Source organism: Lactobacillus delbrueckii subsp. bulgaricus, assembly GCF_046938665.1.
GTDB lineage: Bacteria > Bacillota > Bacilli > Lactobacillales > Lactobacillaceae > Lactobacillus > Lactobacillus delbrueckii_C.
The window spans coordinates 1-1,054 of the sequence record NZ_JBKZCD010000059.1; the positions used below are offsets into that span (position 1 = coordinate 1).

Sequence of the window (1,054 nt, forward strand, 5' to 3'; positions counted from 1 at the left end):
TGATCCAAGTTCAGTAGGCTACGACAAGGTAGACAAGTCAACGGTTGAGTCACTTCTAGTTACTCCGGGTCAAGCAGACACTACTGTAACCGTAACTTACAGCAACAAGCAAGTCTCAGGTACGATCAAGTACATCGATGTCACTACTGGCGTAGAACTTGACAGCGATACTTTGCCAACTGGCAAGGTTGGTTCAAAGATCAACTACAAGACTAAAGACAAGATCAAGAGCTACGAAAACCAAGGCTATGAACTCGTTTCAAACGACTTCACTGATGGCAGCCAAGTCTACGAAAAGGAAGGCAACAACTTTGTTGTTAAACTGAAGCACAAGACTCAAACCATCACTCCAAATGATCCAAATCCAGTAACGCCTGGCGAACCGATCAACCCTGACGACCCTAACAGTCCAGTTTACGGTGAAGAAACTGACCGGAAGAACCTGGTTAAGGACGCCAGCCAAACCATCCACTACGTAGGTGCAGGTGATAACACTCCAGCTGACAATGTTGTAACTCAGAAGGATGCCTTCACGCGGACGGTTACTATTGACAAGGTAACTGGCAAGGTTCTGTCCTACACTGACTGGACAGGTGAAAAGACCTTCAACACTGTTGGCACTCCAGTAGTAGAAGGCTACCACGCTGACAAGAAGGTAGCCGGTGGTCTGACGGCAACTGTTGACAACCCAGACGTTGAAGAAACTGTAACTTACGCTCCAAACGGTAAGCTTGTTCCAGTTGACCCTAAGGGTACTCCAATCCCAGGTGCTGACACGCCAACTTACCCAACGGACCCTAACGATCCAACTAAGGTAGTACCAAACGAACCAATTCCAGACGTTCCAAACTACACTCCAGTAGACCCAAGTCCTGTAACTCCAAAAGACCCAGGCAAGGATACTCCAGTACCTTACACTAAGAATGAAACTCCAGCAGCTAAGTACGGCTTGACTGAGAAGTTCGTGGATGTGGATGGTAACGAATTATCACCTAGCGAATCTAAGGGCAGCGACTACAAGACTGGTGACAAGTACGACGTAACTAAGGACGCT

Annotated in this window: 1 protein-coding gene; it reads left to right on the forward strand. The window is 47.4% G+C overall.

The window, feature by feature from the left end:
- Positions 1–1,054 (forward strand): mucin-binding protein (locus tag ACLUXO_RS10145; RefSeq protein ID WP_412137442.1); only part of this gene is annotated, 1,054 nt, incomplete at both ends.